Raw genomic sequence first — 18,213 nt, forward strand, 5'->3', positions numbered from 1 at the left:
GAACCGCACATGAGAGCTTTTACCCAACACACCGGTTTGGTCGCGCCATTGGACCGGGCCAACGTCGACACCGACCAGATCATTCCGAAGCAGTTCTTGAAGTCGATCAAACGCACCGGTTTTGGCCCGAACCTGTTTGACGAATGGCGCTACCTGGACGTGGGCTATGCCTACCAGGACAACTCCAAGCGCCCGCTGAACAAGGATTTCGTCCTCAACGCTGAGCGTTATCAAGGTGCCAGCGTGCTGCTGGCCCGCGAGAACTTCGGTTGCGGCTCCAGCCGCGAGCACGCACCGTGGGCGCTGGAAGAGTACGGTTTTCGCAGCATCATCGCGCCGAGCTATGCCGACATCTTCTACAACAACAGCTTCAAGAACGGCTTGCTGCCGATCATCTTGAGCGATGCTGAAGTCGATGAGCTGTTCCAGCAGGTCGAGGCGAATCCAGGCTACGAGTTGAAGATCGACCTGCAAGCCCAGACCGTGACCCGGCCTGATGGCAAGGTCTACAACTTCGAACTTGACGAGTTCCGCAAGCATTGCCTGGTCAACGGCCTGGATGACATCGGGCTGACCTTGCAGGACCACGAAGCCATCGCATCGTTTGAAAGCAAGCACCGGGCGAGCCAGCCGTGGTTGTTTCGTGACGTTTGATTTTCGGTAGGTAGTGCGGGCCTCATTGCGAGCAGGCTCGCTCCCACAGGGTTTTTGTGAACGAATGTGGGAGCGAGCCTGCTCGCGATGACGGCAGCCCAGACAACACAAATATCAGGACATCGCTATGACCAGCACCGCCCAGCACACTCAGGTTGTACAAAAGCAATTCGGTGAACAGGCCTCGGCCTACCTGAGCAGCGCCGTTCACGCTCAAGGCACCGAGTTCGCGCTGCTACAGGCTGAACTGGCCGGGCAGGGCGATGCCCGCGTGCTGGATCTGGGTTGCGGCGCCGGTCACGTGAGTTTTCACGTGGCCTCGCTGGTCAAGGAAGTGGTGGCTTACGACCTGTCTCAGCAAATGCTTGATGTGGTCGCCGCCGCGGCAGTTGATCGTGGCTTGAGCAATGTATCCACGGTCAACGGCGCCGCCGAACGCCTGTCGTTCGCCGACGGTGAGTTCGACTTCGTGTTCAGCCGTTATTCGGCGCACCATTGGAGCGATCTCGGGCTGGCCCTGCGGGAAGTTCGCCGGGTGCTGAAGCCGGGCGGGGTGGCGGCGTTCATCGACGTGTTGTCACCGGGCAGTCCGTTGTTTGACACTTACCTGCAAAGCGTCGAAGTGCTGCGCGACACCAGCCATGTGCGTGATTATTCCGCCGGCGAGTGGTTGCGTCAGGTCAGCGAAGCGGGGTTGCACACCCGCAGCACCACCCGTCAACGCCTGCGTCTGGAGTACACCTCCTGGGTCGAGCGCATGCGCACGCCACAGGTGATGCGCGCGGCGATCCGCGAGTTGCAGCAGTCGATGGGCAACGAAGTGCGCGAATATTTTGAGATTGAGGCCGATGGTTCGTTCAGTACAGATGTGCTGGTGCTGATGGCTGAACGATAAGCTCTGACGATAGGCACTGAGCGATAGATTTTTTCCGGGAGCGCCAAGGGCGCACCGACTGATGACATGAGGAAAGCATGAGCAAGCAGATTCTGATTCTCCCAGGTGACGGTATTGGCCCGGAAATCATGGCCGAAGCGGTCAAGGTGCTGGAGCTGGCCAACGACAAGTACAGCCTGGGCTTCGAGCTGAGCCACGACGTTATCGGCGGCGCGGCCATCGACAAGCACGGCGTGCCGCTGGCCGACGAAACCCTGGAGCGTGCCCGCGCAGCCGACGCTGTGCTGCTGGGCGCCGTGGGCGGCCCGAAATGGGACACCATCGAGCGTGACATCCGCCCTGAGCGCGGTCTGCTGAAAATCCGTGCGCAACTGGGCCTGTTCGGCAACCTGCGTCCGGCGATCCTTTACCCGCAGTTGGCCGAAGCTTCCAGTCTGAAGCCGGAAATCGTTTCCGGTCTGGATATCCTGATCGTTCGCGAACTGACCGGCGGCATCTACTTCGGCGCGCCGCGTGGCACCCGCACGCTGGAAAACGGCGAACGTCAGTCCTACGACACCCTGCCGTACAGCGAAAGCGAAATCCGCCGCATCGCCCGTGTCGGTTTCGACATGGCCATGGTGCGTGGCAAGAAGCTGTGCTCAGTGGACAAGGCCAACGTATTGGCGTCCAGCCAGCTGTGGCGTGAAATCGTCGAGGAAGTGGCCAAGGATTACCCTGAAGTCGAACTGAGCCACATGTATGTCGACAACGCCGCCATGCAACTGGTACGCGCACCGAAGCAGTTTGACGTGATCGTCACCGACAACATGTTTGGCGACATTCTGTCCGACCAGGCATCGATGCTCACCGGCTCCATCGGCATGCTGCCGTCGGCCTCCCTGGACACCAACAACAAGGGCATGTACGAGCCTTGCCACGGCTCTGCGCCGGACATCGCGGGCAAGGGCATCGCCAACCCGCTGGCGACCATTTTGTCGGTGTCGATGATGTTGCGTTACAGCTTTAATCAGCAGGACGCGGCGGATGCCATCGAGAAAGCCGTGAGCCTGGTCCTGGATCAGGGCCTGCGTACGGGCGACATCTGGTCGACCGGTTGCACTAAAGTCGGTACGCAGGAAATGGGCGACGCAGTAGTCGCGGCGCTGCGGAATCTGTAATCTCTCGGGCCCGCTGCAACTTTCACTCTTGAAAGCAGCGGCCCACTTTTTAAAGAAGGTGTAGTTGCGATGAAACGTGTAGGTCTGATCGGTTGGCGCGGTATGGTCGGTTCCGTGCTCATGCAGCGGATGCTGGAAGAGCAGGATTTCGATCTCATCGAGCCGGTGTTTTTCACCACTTCCAATGTCGGTGGCCAAGGCCCGTCCGTGGGCAAGGACATTGCTCCGCTCAAGGACGCTTACAGCATTGAAGAGCTGAAAACCCTCGACGTGATTCTGACCTGCCAGGGTGGCGACTACACCAGCGAAGTCTTCCCGAAACTGCGTGAAGCCGGCTGGCAGGGTTACTGGATTGACGCCGCTTCCAGCCTGCGCATGCAGGATGATGCGGTGATCGTGCTGGACCCGGTGAACCGCAAGGTCATCGACCAGCAGCTCGACGCGGGCACCAAGAACTACATCGGCGGCAACTGCACCGTCAGCCTGATGCTGATGGGCCTGGGCGGTCTGTTCGAAGCCGGTCTGGTCGAATGGATGAGCGCGATGACTTATCAGGCGGCCTCCGGTGCCGGCGCGCAGAACATGCGTGAACTGATCAAGCAAATGGGCGCGACCCACGCCGCTGTCGCCGATCAACTGGCCGACCCGGCCAGCGCCATCCTCGACATCGACCGTCGTGTGGCCGAAGCCATGCGCAGCGACGCGTACCCGACCGAAAACTTCGGCGTACCGCTGGCCGGCAGCCTGATCCCGTGGATCGACAAGGAACTGCCGAACGGTCAGAGCCGCGAAGAGTGGAAGGCCCAGGCCGAGACCAACAAGATCCTCGGTCGCTTCAAGAGCCCGATTCCGGTGGACGGCATCTGCGTGCGCATCGGCGCCATGCGCTGCCACAGCCAGGCGCTGACCATCAAGCTGAACAAAGACGTGCCGATCGCCGACATCGAAGGGTTGATCAGCCAGCACAACCCTTGGGTCAAGCTGGTGCCGAACAACCGCGACATCAGCATGCAGGAGCTGAGCCCGACGAAGGTCACCGGCACCCTGAATGTTCCGGTTGGTCGTCTGCGCAAGCTGAACATGGGTTCGCAGTTCGTCGGCGCGTTCACCGTCGGCGACCAGCTGCTGTGGGGCGCGGCCGAACCGCTGCGTCGCATGCTGCGGATTCTGCTTGAGCGTTGATCGATTGAAGCAATGAAAGAGCCCGCGCCTTGAAAGAGGTGCGGGTTTTTTTATGGAAGTTGTATCGCTGGTCAAACCGCCATCGCGAGCAAGCTCGCTCCCACAGGGTTCGGTGATTTCCTTGTGGGAGCGAGCCTGCTCGCGATGGGGGCGGTACGGACACCACAAATCCCCGGCAGAATTGCCTGCATGCCAACCACCCGGTAAAGTGCCGCTCCCCCCGTTTCGCCAGAGGTAGAACCATGAGCCAGTCCTTTGATATTGCCGTGATCGGCGCCACCGGTACTGTCGGCGAAACGCTCGTGCAGATTCTCGAAGAGCGCGACTTCCCGGTCGGCAACTTGCACCTGCTGGCCAGCAGCGAATCGGCCGGGCATTCGGTGCCGTTTCGCGGCAAGAACGTGCGGGTGCGGGAAGTCGATGAATTTGATTTCAGCAAAGTCCAGTTGGTGTTCTTTGCCGCCGGCCCGGCGGTTACCCTGAGTTTCGCTTCGCGCGCCACTGCCGCCGGTTGCTCGCTGATCGATTTGTCCGGTGCCTTGCCGGCCGATCAGGCGCCGCAAGTGGTGCCGGAAGCCAATGCGCAGGTATTGGCCGGTCTGAAGAAACCCTTCCAGGTCAGCAGCCCAAGCCCTTCGGCCGCCACGTTAGCAGTGGTGCTGGCGCCGTTGCTCGGTTTGCTCGACCTGCAACGCGTCAATCTGACCGCCTGCCTGGCCGTTTCTGCACAGGGTCGCGAGGCCGTGACCGAGCTGGCTCGGCAGACCGCCGAGCTGCTCAACGTGCGTCCGCTGGAGCCTACATTTTTTGATCGGCAGATGGCCTTCAATCTGCTGGCACAGGTCGGCAAACCTGATGAGCAGGGCCATACGCTGCTGGAAAAGCGCCTGGTGCGTGAACTGCGTCAGGTCATGGCGTTGCCTTTATTAAAGATTTCCGTCACTTGCATTCAAGCCCCGGTGTTTTTTGGCGATAGCTTTAGCGTGACCTTGCAGTCAGCGAGCGCCATCGACCTGGCGAAAGTCAACGCGGCGCTGGAAGACGCTCCGGGTATCGAACTGGTGGAAGCCGGCGATTACCCGACGCCGGTAGGCGATGCGGTAGGACAGGATGTGGTCTACGTCGGTCGGGTTCGCGCTGGAATCGACGACCCGTCGGAACTAAATTTGTGGCTGACGTCAGATAACGTACGCAAAGGCGCGGCGCTCAATGCTGTGCAGGTGGCTGAATTGTTGATAAAAGACCTGCTGTAAAAGATACTTGGCAACAATTTTTTCGAATGAATCCAGCCGGGCGTTATGCTTGGTCGGATTGCTGAAGGCGAGTCACCCTGCGGGGCTTTCCGGGGCATGAATGAAACGATCGCGCGCGACGACTCTTCGCCGCCGCGCGCCATGCCTTACGGCAGCGGCTATCAACACCTTCTCGCTGGCCGAGGAATGTTCAAACAAAGGATGAGGCTATGGTTCAAGTTCGCAAACTGGTGTTAGCAATAGCGGCCGCCTCGGCGCTGTCCTCCGGTATGGCGCATGCCCTCGGGCTCGGGGAACTGACCCTGAAGTCGACCCTGAACCAGCCCCTGGTGGCGGAAATCGAGTTGCTCGACGTCAAGGATCTCACCGCTGCCGAAGTGGTGCCGAGCCTGGCTTCGCCTGAAGATTTCGCCAAGGCCGGTGTCGACCGCCAGGCGTTTCTCAATGACCTGACCTTTACTCCGGTGCTCAACGCCAGCGGCAAAAGCATCCTGCGCGTGACGTCCAGCAAACCGCTCTCCGAACCGATGGTGAAATTCCTGGTTCAGGTGATGTGGCCCAACGGTCGTTTGCTGCGCGATTACAGCGTGCTGCTCGACCCTTCCAAATTCTCGCCGCAGACCGCCGAAGCGGCTGCGCAGCCTGCACCGACTCAAGCCGTCACCGCGCCAGTCACCGGCGCGAGCAAGCCGACCCAATACACCACCACGCCGCGCGATACCCTGTGGGAAATCGCCGCGAAGGCGCGTAATGGCGGTTCGGTCCAGCAAACCATGTTGGCCATCCAGGCGCTGAACCCGGATGCCTTCATCAACGGCAACATCAATCTGCTGAAAACCGGTCAGGTGCTGCGTTTGCCGGATCAGGCGCAGAGTACCAGCGTGCCGCAACCGGCTGCTATTGCTGAAGTGGCTGCGCAGAACACCGCGTGGCGTCAGGGGCGTCGCTACGTTGCTAAGGCCGGGGCCGGGCAACAGCAACTTGATGCCACCAAGCGCGCTCGCGGTGAAGGCGCGCCTGCCCAGGCCGCCAAAGACAGTCTGAGCCTGGTCTCTGCCGAGGCGGGCAAGGCCGGTGGCAAAGGTGCTGCAGGCGACGCCAAGGCCTTGAGCAACAAGCTGGCCGTGACCCAGGAAAGCCTCGACACGACCCGTCGTGACAACGCTGAACTGAAAAGCCGCATGAACGATCTGCAAAGTCAGCTGGACAAGCTGCAGCGTCTGATCGAACTGAAGAACAATCAACTGGCCAAGTTGCAGGCAGAAGGCGCAGCGGGTGCGCCGGCGCCGGCGGCGACCGCTCCGGCGATCTCGGCTGAGCTGGCGGCCAACCCTGCCGCAACACCTGCGCAAGTCGCGCCGGCAACGCCTGCTGCCGAGGCAACTCCGGCTCCGGCCGAGAAGCCAGCCGAGCCGACGCCGGCAGCCTCCAGCGACCAGCAATTCACCGAACTGTTGACCAACCCGTGGCTGCTGGGGCTGGCAGGTGGCGGTGCCGTGGTTGTGCTGTTCCTGCTGCTGTTGCTGGCCCGTCGCCGCAAAGCCCAGCAGGAAGCCGAGAAACATCTGCGCATGGCCCGTGCCTTGTCCGAAGAGCAGGAGTTCTCTGCCGATCACGACTTGCCGGAAAGCAGCTTCGAAGGCCTGGAAGTTCCACCGCCGAGCGTGAAACTCGCGACCGCACCGGCCCCTGCGCCAACCCCAGCCCCAGCCCCGGCGCCAGTGATTGCTCCGGTGGTGGTCACGCCGCCGATTGCGGCGCCGCTGGTATCGCCTGCCGCCGAGCGCGATGACGATGTACTGAGCAAGGCCCAGTCGCACATTGCCGCCGGTCGTCTGAATCAGGCTGCCGCCTTGCTGGAAGAGGGTATCAAGCTGGAGCCGCAACGCAGCGACCTGCGCCTGAAGTTGATGGAAGTCTACGGTCAGCAGGGCGATCGCGATGCGTTCGTGGCCCAGGAACGCCAACTGGTGGCCAACGGTGAAAACTACGCTCGTGTCGAAGAGCTGAAAAGCCGCTTTCCGGCCATGGCTGTTGTCGCGGCCGGTGGCCTGGCAGCTGCGGCCATCGCTGCCGAACTGGATGCGCAATACGTCAAGGATCTGTTGCTGGACGAACCCGAAGCACCAGCACCAGCCTTGGCTGATGATGACTTCGACAGCGCGTTCGATCTGAGCCTGGATGACCTGGAAACTGCCTCTCCCGCGGTGGTTGCGCCAGAGCCTGAAGCAGCAGTCGAGCTCGAAGACTTCCCGCTGGACGACGACTTGAGCTTCGAGTCGGTGCTGCAACAGCAGACCGAGATCAAGGAAAACCTCGACGACCTGTCGGACTTCGATCTGGACATGGACCTCGGTGGCGAAGTCTCGCCGGCGACCCTGGCCGAAGATGATTTCCTGCTGAGCCTGGACGACGATCTCAAGGACTTGCCTGTCGCTGAAGCGCCGGCGGCTCCGGAAGTTGCCCTGGACGATCTGGAACTCCCGGCCGACTTCGACCTGTCGCTGGCCGATGAAATGGATACCCCTGAGGCCCCTGAGGCTCCGGATGCATTTGCAGCCGAACTGGATGACGTCAACGCCGAACTGGAACGTCTGTCGCAGAGCATTGGCGCGCCGACCTTCACGGCGGAGGATGCCCTGGCCTCTGCCGCTGACGAGCCGGAATTCGATTTCCTCTCCGGCACCGACGAAGTCGCCACCAAACTCGATCTGGCCCAGGCCTACATCGACATGGGCGACGCCGACGGCGCGCGGGACATCCTCAACGAGGTGGTGACCGAAGGCGACGACGGTCAGAAGAGCGAAGCCAAGGAAATGCTTTCGCGTCTGGCTTGATTGATCGGTAAAGCGTAAACAAAACGGCAGCCCATTGAGGCTGTCGTTTTTGTTTCAGGGGGATGCGATGGCGTCTGTCGGGCCGCTTTCGCGAGCAGGCTCGCTCCCACATTGAATCGGTCTGTACGCAGCATTTGTGCCTGACATCAATCCCTTGTGGGAGCGAGCCTGCTCGCGATGGGGACATCGCATTCACCACCGTATCGACTGTTGCACTGGCGTCCCGGTCCGGCGGCCTTATAATGCCCGCCTTCGCGTACATCAGCAGGCTGTCACTCCTTGGCAAATATAGATAACCCGGCTGCCGAAATGGCGGCCGACGGCTTTTTCCGGATCGCGCTGGGCGTTGAATACAAGGGCTCGCGTTATCGCGGCTGGCAACGTCAGGCTTCCGGCGTGCTCACCGTGCAGGAAACCCTTGAAAAGGCCTTGTCCAAAGTCGCCGATTCACCCGTGTCGCTGCTTTGTGCCGGGCGAACGGATGCCGGCGTGCATGCCTGCGGTCAGGTGGTGCATTTCGATACGCAGGTCGAGCGCACGATGAAAGCCTGGGTCATGGGCGCCAACATCAACTTGCCCCACGACGTCAGCGTCAGCTGGGCCAAGGTCATGCCGGCGCATTTTCACGCGCGATTCAAGGCCATTGCCCGGCGCTATCGCTACGTGATCTACAACGATCAGATCCGTCCGGCGCACCTGAACGACGAAATCACTTGGAATCACCGTCCGTTGGACGTCGAGCGCATGGCTGAGGCGGCTCGGTATTTGATCGGCACCCACGACTTCAGCGCCTTCCGCGCCGGTCAGTGTCAGGCCAAGTCGCCGATCAAGGAATTGCATCATCTGCGCGTTACGCGCCACGGCAAGATGATCGTGCTGGACATCCGCGCCAGTGCCTTCCTGCACCACATGGTGCGCAACATCGCCGGCGTGCTGATGACCATCGGGGCTGGCGAGCGTCCGGTGGAGTGGATGAAGGAAGTGCTGGAGAGCCGCATTCGCCGTTCCGGCGGGGTGACGGCGCACCCGTTCGGCCTGTATCTGGTGCAGGTCGAGTACCGCGACGAGTTCGAATTGCCCGAGCGTTACATTGGTCCACACTTCCTCACCGGCTTCTCTGAACTTGACGGCTGACGCCCTCGAACGCTTTTGTTACCATCCGGGACTTTCTCGGATTTGCCTTGGGGTTCTATCGACATGTCGTCCGTTCGCAGCAAGATTTGCGGGATTACCCGCATAGAAGATGCGTTGGCAGCGGTCGAGGCCGGGGCCGATGCCATCGGATTTGTGTTCTACGCCAAAAGCCCGCGGGCCGTGACGTTTCAGCAGGCGCGCTCGATCATCAAGGCGCTGCCGCCGTTCGTGACCACCGTGGGTTTGTTCGTCAACGCCAGCCGTTGCGAGTTGGGGGAAATCCTCGATGCCGTGCCGCTGGACCTGTTGCAGTTCCATGGCGATGAAACCGCGGTCGACTGCGAAGGCTGGCACCGACCGTACATCAAGGCGCTGCGGGTCAAGGCTGGCGACGACATCGCTGCTGCGTGCGACGCTTTTCCAAGTGCCAGCGGTATCCTGCTGGACGCCTACGTTGAAGGCGTGCCCGGTGGAACCGGTGAAGCGTTCGACTGGTCACTGATACCGCAAGGCTTGAGCAAACCGATCATCCTGGCGGGTGGCTTGACGCCGGACAACGTCGCCGAGGCGATTGCAAGAGTCCGGCCTTACGCCGTGGACGTCAGCGGCGGGGTAGAGGCGGGTAAGGGCATCAAGGATCACGCAAAGATTCAGGCATTCATCAAGGCTGTACGCAGTAACTGGTAGGGCCCTGTAGGACTCTGTAGGAGCTGTCGAGTGAAACGAGGCTGCGATCTTTTGATCTTGCTTGTCAAAACCAAAGCCGAAAGATCGCAGCCTCGTTTCACTCGACAGCTCCTACAAGCTCCTACGTTGATGTGACGGCTGGCAGTCTGCCGCCGTCCACTGCACTGTACAAAACAGGTGTACTGCATAAGGCAGGCACGGCTGAGGATTGATGGGTTGTACGCAGGTCATGCTTCACTGACCCGGCCATCCAGCGATCATCGCCACACACATGAATTTAGCTCAAGGGCATACGCGGGGCTGCGAACCAGAGTGTTCGGGCCGCCGGTACTGGAGAAAGAAAGCATGAGCAACTGGTTAGTAGACAAACTGATCCCTTCGATCATGCGTTCCGAGGTCAAGAAGAGCTCGGTGCCTGAAGGTTTGTGGCACAAATGCCCGTCTTGCGAGGCTGTGCTGTATCGTCCGGAGCTGGAAAAGACCCTGGACGTTTGCCCCAAGTGCAATCACCACATGCGTATCGGCGCCCGCGCCCGCATCGATATCTTCCTCGACGCTGAAGGCCGTGCCGAACTGGGCGCTGACCTGGAGCCGGTTGACCGTCTGAAATTTCGCGACGGCAAGAAGTACAAGGATCGCCTGACCGCTGCGCAGAAGCAGACTGGCGAAAAAGATGCGCTGATCTCCATGAGTGGCTACCTGCTGGGCATGCCTGTAGTGGTATCGGCCTTCGAATTCTCCTTCATGGGCGGTTCGATGGGTGCCATCGTCGGTGAGCGCTTCGTTCGCGCTGCCAACTACGCCCTGGAAAACCGTTGCCCGATGATCTGCTTTGCGGCCTCCGGTGGTGCGCGGATGCAGGAAGCCCTGATCTCCCTGATGCAAATGGCCAAGACCTCTGCGGTGCTGGCGCGTCTGCGTGAAGAAGGCATTCCGTTCATCTCCGTCCTGACCGACCCGGTCTACGGTGGTGTTTCTGCCAGCCTGGCGATGCTCGGCGACGTGATTGTCGGTGAGCCGAAAGCCCTGATCGGCTTCGCCGGTCCGCGCGTGATCGAGCAGACCGTGCGTGAAAAACTGCCGGAAGGCTTCCAGCGCAGCGAATTCCTGCTGGAGCACGGTGCGATCGACATGATCATTCACCGTCAGGAGCTGCGTCCACGCCTGGGCAACCTGCTGGCCCAGATGATGGGCCTGCCGACGCCGAAATTCGTCGCTGCGCCAATCGAGCCGATCGTGGTTCCGCCGGTGCCTGCCAACCTATGACCCAACGTACCCTTGGCGAGTGGCTCGCCTACCTTGAGCAGTTGCACCCTTCGGCCATCGATATGGGGCTGGAGCGCTCGCAACAGGTAGCGTCCCGTATGGGACTGGGCAAGCCGGCGCCTCGGGTGATCACGGTCACCGGTACCAACGGCAAGGGTTCTACCTGCGCATTCGTGGCTTCATTGCTGCGGGCGCAGGGCCTGAGCGTCGGTGTCTACAATTCTCCACACCTGCTGCGTTACAACGAGCGGGTGCAGGTCAATGGCATCGAAGCCACTGACGCCGAGCTGTGCGACGCCTTTGCTGCGGTCGAGGCGGGCCGTGGCGACACTTCCCTGACTTACTTCGAAATGGGCACCCTCGCGGCGTTCTGGCTGTTCCAGCAATCCAGTCTCGATGCAGTCGTGCTGGAAGTCGGGCTGGGCGGTCGTCTGGACACGGTGAACGTGGTGGATGCCGACATGGCGCTGGTGACCAGCATCGGCGTCGATCACGCTGATTACCTGGGTGACACCCGTGAGTCCGTGGCTTACGAAAAAGCCGGCATCTTCCGCCAGGGCGCGCCTGCGCTCTGTGGCGATCTGAATCCTCCACAACCTTTGCTGGACAAGGCGCGCGAGCTCGATTGCCCGTTTTTCCTGCGTGGGCGCGATTTCGACCTCGGTATTACCGATCACAACTGGCAATGGCGCGGTCTTGACGCTCAAGGGCGCGTGGTCGAGCTGCATGATCTGCCGTTGCTCGATCTGCCGATGGAAAACGCAGCGCTGGCGTTGCAGGCTTACCTGTTGCTCGGTTTGCCTTGGGTGGATGTACAGATTATTGCTGCGCTGAAGGCGACGCGGGTGGTCGGTCGTCTCGACCGCCGTCAGTTCGACTGGCGGGGCAAGCGTCTGAACCTGTTGCTGGATGTGGGGCACAATCCCCATGCGGCCGAGTATCTGGCCCGCCGTCTGGCCAGTCGACCTCCGGTCGGCAAGCGTCTGGCGGTGTTCGGATTGCTGGCGGACAAGGATCTGGATGGTGTTGTCGGCGAATTGAATGCTAGTGTCCAGCATTGGGCCGTCGCGCCGCTGGATTCGCCGCGGGCACGCCCGGTTGCGGACTTGCACGGGGCGTTGCAGAACCTTGGTGCTTCAGTAGCATCTTATGACAGTGTGGCCGCCGCCCTGGAAGGGCAGTGCGCACTGGCGACGAGCGACGACGAGATTCTGTTGTTCGGATCATTTTATTGTGTCGCCGAGGCCCTTGAATGGCTGGCCCGGCACTCCACGGAGGAAGCGGCAAATGGCATTGCTGGATAAGGCATACAAGCAGCGCATGGTCGGCGCCCTGGTTCTCGTGGCGCTGGCAGTGATTTTCCTGCCGATGCTGTTTTCCCGTCAGGATGAACAGCGTCAGGTGACGGTCGAAGCGCCGGCCGCGCCGCAAGCACCTGCTATGCCACAGGTTCAGGTCGAGCCCGTGGTGGTGCCTGAGCCGCAAGCCTTGCCGCAAGAGCCGGTGCCGAGCGACGATGAAATCGCTCAGCAGGAAGAGCCGTCAACGCCGATCGCCCCGACTGCGCCAGTGGCACCGGCACCGGCACCGGCACCGGCACCTGTCGCCAAGCCGGTCACTCCGGCCCCGGCACCTGCTCCGGTCAACAAGCCCACGACTGCGCCGAGTCAGCCGATCACGGCCGCACCGGGCAAGCCAGACACTACCCAAAGTCGCGTCGATGCCAACGGCCTGTCGGTCAGTTGGTCGGTGCAGTTGGCGAGCCTGTCGAACCGTGCAAGCGCGGAAAACCTGCAAAAAACACTGCGCAGCCAGGGTTACAACGCCTACATCCGGACTGCCGACGGCAAGAATCGGGTGTTCGTCGGGCCCCTGATCGAGCGCGCGGAAGCCGATCGTCTGCGTGACTTGTTGAACCGTCAGCAGAACCTCAAGGGTTTTGTGGTGCGCTTCCAGCCTGAGCGTGGTTAAAACTATCGCCCCGATTTGAAATGCACTGACAATCGCAGCTTACCGATAAGCATGGGCTCTGCTAAAATGCGCCGCCTTATCCGTCTGTAGGCTGCACTGTGCCATTTACCTGGGTTGACTGGGCGATCGTTGCAATCGTCGCCATCTCCGCATTGATCAGTTTGAGCCGCGGCTTCGTCAAGGAAGCATTATCGCTGGTGACCTGGATCATCGCAGGAGTCGTCGCCTGGATGTTCGGTGGTTCATTGTCCGAGTACCTCGCCGGATACATCGAAACGCCATCGGCTCGCGTGATCGCGGGCTGTGCCATCATGTTTGTCGCCACTTTAATCGTGGGCGCAATGATCAATTATCTTATCGGCGAGTTGGTTCGCGTCACCGGGTTGTCCGGGACCGATCGATTCCTCGGCATGGCCTTCGGCGCCGCGCGTGGCGTGTTGCTGGTGGTCGTGGCGGTCGGGCTGTTGAGCCTGGGGCCGGTACAGCAGGACGGTTGGTGGAAAGAGTCCCAACTCGTGCCAAAATTTTTATTGGTCGCAGACTGGTCCAAAAACCTGATCCTCGGGTGGAGCAGTCAGTGGCTTGCCAGCGGTATCAGCGTACCCGCTGAAATACCGTTCAAGGACCACCTCTTGCCGATGGCCAAAACGCCTCAGTGAGTTGTGTTCAGTTCAGATCCATTAAGTAGGGGTTGCGTCGCATGTGTGGCATCGTCGGTATCGTCGGTAAGTCGAACGTCAATCAGGCGCTGTATGACGCGCTAACCGTCCTCCAGCACCGCGGCCAGGACGCTGCCGGTATCGTGACCAGCCATGATGGCCGGTTATTCCTGCGCAAGGACAATGGCCTGGTGCGTGACGTGTTCCATCAGCGTCACATGCAGCGCCTGGTCGGCCACATGGGCATTGGCCATGTGCGTTACCCGACCGCGGGCAGCTCGACTTCGGCCGAAGCCCAACCGTTTTACGTCAACTCGCCTTACGGCATTACCCTGGCGCACAACGGTAACCTGACCAACGTTGAACAGCTGGCCAAGGAGATTTACGAATCTGACCTGCGCCACGTCAACACCAACTCCGATTCGGAAGTGCTGCTCAACGTGTTCGCGCACGAACTGGCCCAGCGCGGCAAGTTGCAGCCAACCGAAGAAGACGTATTCGCTGCCGTCACCGACGTGCACAACCGTTGCGTCGGTGGCTACGCGGTCGTGGCAATGGTGACCGGTTACGGCATCGTCGGTTTCCGTGACCCGCACGGCATCCGCCCGATCGTCTTCGGCCAGCGTCATACCGACGAAGGCGTCGAGTACATGATCGCCTCCGAAAGCGTCTCCCTGGACGTGCTCGGTTTCACCCTGATTCGTGACCTGGCACCGGGCGAGGCGGTCTACATCACTGAAGACGGCAAGCTGCACACCCGTCAGTGCGCGACCAACCCGTCCCTGACTCCGTGCATCTTCGAACACGTCTACCTGGCGCGTCCGGACTCGATCATCGACGGTGTGTCGGTCTACAAGGCCCGTCTGCGCATGGGCGAGAAGCTCGCCGAGAAGATCCTGCGCGAGCGTCCGGATCACGACATTGACGTGGTCATCCCGATTCCAGACACCAGCCGCACCGCGGCCCTGGAGCTGGCAAACCACCTGGGCGTCAAGTTCCGCGAAGGCTTCGTGAAGAACCGCTACATCGGCCGGACCTTCATCATGCCGGGCCAGGCGGCACGGAAAAAATCCGTACGCCAGAAGCTCAACGCCATCGAACTGGAATTCCGCGGCAAGAACGTGATGCTGGTGGACGACTCGATCGTTCGCGGCACGACTTGCAAGCAGATCATCCAGATGGCTCGTGAAGCCGGTGCGAAAAACGTCTACTTCTGCTCCGCGGCACCGGCCGTTCGCTACCCGAACGTCTACGGCATCGACATGCCGAGCGCTCACGAACTGATCGCCCACAACCGTTCGACCCAGGACGTGGCTGACCTGATCGGCGCTGACTGGTTGATCTATCAGGACCTGCCTGACTTGATCGAAGCGGTCGGTGGCGGCAAGATCAAGATCGAGAAGTTCGATTGCGCGGTGTTCGACGGCCAGTATGTGACCGGCGACGTCGACGAGGCTTACCTGAACAAGATCGAGCAGGCACGTAACGATGCCTCCAAGGTCAAGACGCAGGCAGTCAGCGCGATCATCGATCTGTACAACAATTGAGTTTTTACCGGCCCTGAGGGGCCGGTTTTGTATCTATCAGAGAGCAAGCAAGGAGTGACAGCATGAGTCAGGATTGGGATGCCGGTCGGCTGGACAGCGACCTCGAAGGCGTAGCGTTCGATACCCTGGCCGTACGCGCCGGTCAGCACCGCACGCCGGAAGGCGAACACGGTGATCCGATGTTCTTCACTTCCAGCTACGTATTCCGTACCGCTGCCGATGCGGCGGCACGCTTTGCAGGCGAAGTGCCGGGCAACGTTTATTCGCGTTACACCAACCCGACCGTGCGCGCGTTCGAAGAGCGCATTGCCGCTCTGGAAGGCGCCGAGCAGGCCGTGGCCACCGCCACCGGCATGGCCGCGATCATGGCGGTGGTGATGAGCCTGTGCAGTGCTGGCGATCATGTGCTGGTGTCGCGCAGCGTGTTCGGTTCGACCATCAGCCTGTTCGAGAAGTACTTCAAGCGCTTTGGCATCGAAGTCGATTACGTGCCCCTGGCGGACTTGTCCGGTTGGGATGCGGCGATCAAGGCCAATACCAAGCTGCTGTTTGTCGAGTCGCCGTCCAATCCGTTGGCCGAGCTGGTGGATATCGCCGAATTGTCGAAAATCGCTCACGCCAAAGGCACGATGCTGGTGGTCGATAACTGCTTCTGCACCCCGGCATTGCAGCAGCCGCTGAAGATGGGCGCAGACATTGTCGTGCACTCGGCAACCAAGTTCATCGACGGCCAGGGCCGTTGCATGGGTGGTGTTGTGGCCGGTCGCAGCGAGCAGATGAAAGAAGTGGTCGGTTTCCTGCGTACTGCCGGGCCGACCCTGAGTCCGTTCAACGCCTGGATCTTCCTCAAGGGTCTGGAAACATTGAGCCTGCGCATGAAGGCTCACTGCGCCAACGCCCAGCAACTGGCCGAATGGCTGGAGCAGCAGGACGGCATCGAGAAAGTCCATTACGCCGGCCTCAAGAGCCATCCGCAGCACGAGTTGGCCCTGCGTCAACAGAAGGGCTTCGGCGCCGTGGTGAGTTTCGAGGTCAAGGGTGGCAAAGAGGGCGCCTGGCGCTTTATCGATGCGACCCGTCTGATTTCGATTACCGCCAACCTGGGCGACAGCAAGACCACCATTACTCACCCGAGCACCACCTCCCACGGCCGTCTGGCGCCGCAAGAGCGTGAAGCCGCGGGCATTCGTGACAGCCTGATCCGCATCGCGGTCGGCCTGGAAGACGTGGCAGACCTGCAAGCCGATCTGGCGCGCGGGTTGGCTGCCTTGTGATCGAGTTGTCTACGCCGAGCACCGGTACCAATGGCCGCGTCGCACTGGTTACCGGTGCGGCACGGGGCATTGGGCTGGGGATCGCGGCCTGGCTGATCAGCGAAGGCTGGCAGGTGGTGCTGACGGACCTGGACCGGGTGCGCGGCTCGAAAGTGACGAAGGTGCTTGGCGAAAACGCCTGGTTCATTGCCATGGACGTGTCGAACGAAGGGCAGGTGGCATTGGGTGTCGCCGAGGTGCTGGGGCAGTTCGGGCGTCTGGATGCGTTGGTGTGCAACGCGGCAGTGGCCGATCCGCATAACATCACCCTGGAAAGCCTCGATCTGGCGTACTGGAATCGGGTGCTGGCGGTGAATCTCAGCGGGCCGATGCTTTTGGCCAAGCACTGTGCGCCGTACCTGCGCGCTCACAGCGGTGCGATCGTCAACCTGGCCTCGACCCGCGCCGGGCAGTCGGAGCCGGACACCGAAGCCTACGCGGCGAGCAAGGGCGGTCTGTTGGCCCTGACACACGCCTTGGCCATCAGCCTCGGGCCGGAAATCCGCGTCAATGCGGTCAGCCCGGGCTGGATCGATACGCGGGACCCCGTTGTACGGCGTGCCGAGCCGCTGACCGACGCCGACCATGCCCAGCATCCGGCGGGCAGGGTAGGGACGGTCGAAGACGTGGCTGCAATGGTGGCCTGGCTGCTGTCGAAGAACGCCGGTTTCGTCACGGGCCAGGAGTTTGTGGTCGATGGTGGCATGACCAAGAAGATGATTTACAGCGAGTAGTTCGAGCAAGGGTCCGCGGTAAGCGGGGCTTGAGGTTGAGGGCGGCTGGTGTCGGCGTCACGGGAAATGACATGTTTTTGTCTTTTTCAGAAAAACTTCAAGCGGGCTATTGACTTAGCTTCGTTACCTGCGTAAATTTCGCGGCCTCAGAGAAGCAAAGGGTGATTAGCTCAGCTGGGAGAGCGTCTGCCTTACAAGCAGAATGTCGGCGGTTCGATCCCGTCATCACCCACCACTTCTTGAGAGTCTTGCGAAAGCAAGATGGAAGCTGAAAAGCCTCCACCGACGCGCAGCGGTAGTTCAGTCGGTTAGAATACCGGCCTGTCACGCCGGGGGTCGCGGGTTCGAGTCCCGTCCGCTGCGCCATATTTTCCGAGTCAGGTTTGCCCTGATTCGAGATTGAAAGAGAGGTTAAAAAATCTCGGAGCTTTCAATCAGACGAGTTAATTGAGCGTCAGCTCAAAGCGATACGCAGCGGTAGTTCAGTCGGTTAGAATACCGGCCTGTCACGCCGGGGGTCGCGGGTTCGAGTCCCGTCCGCTGCGCCATATCTGCCTCAAGGCCCACTGAACGCCTTGGTGCTACGAAGAAGATGACTGGCAAGCCAGTGTCCACTTCGAGTCGATAGCAAAGACCCTGGTCGAAAGACCGGGGTTTTTTGTGTCTGCGATTTGGCTTTTTATCCCGGCCTCACGTCTTCTCGTCCGCCCGACTCGGGTGCGCAGCCAATCCTGTTTTTTTAACAACCCCCTCAATAACGCTCAGCCCTGATTAGCCGGGGGTTGTGCAGCCGAAACGTCTGCCTCTTATTCACGTAATCAAGTTATTCCTGAGTGTAAACCGCACAAAGGGCTTGGTTTGACGTCACAACACTAATTAGAATGAGTCGCATTTAAAATATTTCTTGGCGCAGGGTTTCTT

The 18,213-nt window shown here is 60.7% G+C and carries 15 protein-coding genes and 3 tRNA genes; all 18 read left to right on the plus strand.

Translation table 11 applies throughout. The features are described 5' to 3' along the window. Positions 1-9: 9 nt before the first annotated feature. The 18 genes from leuD (at position 10) to ACYZUD_RS00970 (ending at position 17,840) form a co-directional block, all read left to right on the plus strand. On the plus strand, positions 10-654 hold the full coding sequence (gene leuD / locus ACYZUD_RS00885) for a 3-isopropylmalate dehydratase small subunit (protein WP_462022176.1): 645 nt from the start codon (positions 10-12) through the stop codon (positions 652-654). A 127-nt stretch (positions 655-781) separates the two neighbouring features. Further along, the gene (locus tag ACYZUD_RS00890) at positions 782-1,549 is read left to right on the plus strand and encodes a class I SAM-dependent methyltransferase (protein WP_462022177.1); all 768 of its coding nucleotides are present in this window, start codon (positions 782-784) and stop codon (positions 1,547-1,549) included. 77 nt (positions 1,550-1,626) lie between these two features. Continuing rightward, complete coding sequence (gene leuB / locus ACYZUD_RS00895; protein ID WP_462022178.1) at positions 1,627-2,709, plus strand: 3-isopropylmalate dehydrogenase; 1,083 nt, start codon at positions 1,627-1,629, stop codon at positions 2,707-2,709. Between the two features lie 69 nt (positions 2,710-2,778). Next, positions 2,779-3,891, plus strand: coding sequence for an aspartate-semialdehyde dehydrogenase (gene asd, locus ACYZUD_RS00900; protein WP_046026895.1), 1,113 nt, complete (start codon positions 2,779-2,781; stop codon positions 3,889-3,891). 242 nt (positions 3,892-4,133) lie between these two features. Further along, positions 4,134-5,144: an aspartate-semialdehyde dehydrogenase gene (locus ACYZUD_RS00905; RefSeq protein ID WP_462022179.1), complete on the plus strand. Its 1,011-nt coding sequence runs from the start codon at positions 4,134-4,136 to the stop codon at positions 5,142-5,144. 209 nt (positions 5,145-5,353) lie between these two features. After that, positions 5,354-7,981 (plus strand): FimV/HubP family polar landmark protein, encoded by a 2,628-nt coding sequence (locus ACYZUD_RS00910; protein ID WP_462022180.1) that lies wholly within the window; start codon positions 5,354-5,356, stop codon positions 7,979-7,981. A 309-nt stretch (positions 7,982-8,290) separates the two neighbouring features. Further along, entirely contained in the window at positions 8,291-9,115 is an 825-nt protein-coding gene (gene truA / locus ACYZUD_RS00915) for a tRNA pseudouridine(38-40) synthase TruA (protein ID WP_462025157.1), read from the plus strand. 63 nt (positions 9,116-9,178) lie between these two features. Continuing rightward, a complete protein-coding gene (locus tag ACYZUD_RS00920) occupies positions 9,179-9,802 on the plus strand; it encodes a phosphoribosylanthranilate isomerase (protein ID WP_462022181.1) in 624 nt (207 codons plus the stop codon). A gap of 345 nt (positions 9,803-10,147) precedes the next feature. Then, complete coding sequence (accD, locus tag ACYZUD_RS00925; RefSeq protein ID WP_462022182.1) at positions 10,148-11,068, plus strand: acetyl-CoA carboxylase, carboxyltransferase subunit beta; 921 nt, start codon at positions 10,148-10,150, stop codon at positions 11,066-11,068. Continuing rightward, positions 11,065-12,372, plus strand: a complete 1,308-nt coding sequence (gene folC / locus ACYZUD_RS00930; RefSeq protein ID WP_462022183.1) for a bifunctional tetrahydrofolate synthase/dihydrofolate synthase — start codon at positions 11,065-11,067, stop codon at positions 12,370-12,372. The genes accD and folC overlap by 4 nt, the downstream gene beginning before the upstream one ends. Continuing rightward, positions 12,356-13,039 carry an SPOR domain-containing protein gene (locus ACYZUD_RS00935; RefSeq protein ID WP_462022184.1) on the plus strand — a complete coding sequence of 228 codons (684 nt, stop codon included), beginning with the start codon at positions 12,356-12,358 and terminating at the stop codon, positions 13,037-13,039. The genes folC and ACYZUD_RS00935 overlap by 17 nt, the downstream gene beginning before the upstream one ends. A gap of 98 nt (positions 13,040-13,137) precedes the next feature. Then, positions 13,138-13,698: a CvpA family protein gene (locus ACYZUD_RS00940; RefSeq protein WP_462022185.1), complete on the plus strand. Its 561-nt coding sequence runs from the start codon at positions 13,138-13,140 to the stop codon at positions 13,696-13,698. A gap of 41 nt (positions 13,699-13,739) precedes the next feature. Beyond that, a complete protein-coding gene (gene purF / locus ACYZUD_RS00945) occupies positions 13,740-15,245 on the plus strand; it encodes an amidophosphoribosyltransferase (RefSeq protein WP_007905939.1) in 1,506 nt (501 codons plus the stop codon). 62 nt (positions 15,246-15,307) lie between these two features. After that, on the plus strand, positions 15,308-16,519 hold the full coding sequence (locus ACYZUD_RS00950; RefSeq protein WP_462022186.1) for an O-succinylhomoserine sulfhydrylase: 1,212 nt from the start codon (positions 15,308-15,310) through the stop codon (positions 16,517-16,519). Next, positions 16,516-17,292 (plus strand): SDR family oxidoreductase, encoded by a 777-nt coding sequence (locus ACYZUD_RS00955; RefSeq protein ID WP_462022187.1) that lies wholly within the window; start codon positions 16,516-16,518, stop codon positions 17,290-17,292. The genes ACYZUD_RS00950 and ACYZUD_RS00955 overlap by 4 nt, the downstream gene beginning before the upstream one ends. Positions 17,293-17,451: 159 nt before the next feature. Next, a tRNA-Val gene (locus ACYZUD_RS00960) sits at positions 17,452-17,527 on the plus strand. Positions 17,528-17,581: 54 nt separating this feature from the next. After that, positions 17,582-17,658: transfer RNA gene (locus ACYZUD_RS00965), tRNA-Asp, on the plus strand. A gap of 105 nt (positions 17,659-17,763) precedes the next feature. Then, positions 17,764-17,840, plus strand: a tRNA-Asp gene (locus ACYZUD_RS00970). Positions 17,841-18,213 lie beyond the last annotated feature (373 nt).

The sequence above is a fragment of the Pseudomonas sp. XS1P51 genome (assembly GCF_054897845.1).